Raw genomic sequence first — 367 nt, forward strand, 5'->3', positions numbered from 1 at the left:
CCAACCCAACCCGACGACATCGGAGGCATTCATTGGCATCAAAGCCGAATAGGCGTTACTGACTCACGCTCCTAGGGGTAGTCCGAGCGGCTGTGCTCCGACATGAGGGGCCGCGGTCGCTCCGTTGTGGTGTTCGGTTCAAGGCTTCAACGGTTCAATGCCGGGCGGTCGCGCCTGGTCAGTCGCGGTTGGGTGGTCCGGTGAGGACCTGGTGGGCGCGGTGCCTGTTCGGCGGCCGCCAGAGCCGTTGCGGATCGATCAACCCGGGGGCCCGCACCTGCGGTGAGCCCTTCACCATTCGGATCTCCCACCCGGAGGTATCGATGCTGTGGTGGTGGAACCAGCACAGTAGGACCCCGTTGTCGAC

At 64.6% G+C, this 367-nt stretch carries 1 pseudogene; it reads right to left on the bottom strand.

Going from position 1 to position 367, the window contains the following annotated elements:
- Positions 1-178: 178 nt before the first annotated feature.
- A pseudogene (locus QN345_RS19890) lies at positions 179-367 on the bottom strand (hypothetical protein); the annotation flags it as partial.

The organism is Cryobacterium sp. 10I1 (assembly GCF_035019805.1).
GTDB lineage: Bacteria > Actinomycetota > Actinomycetes > Actinomycetales > Microbacteriaceae > Cryobacterium > Cryobacterium glucosi.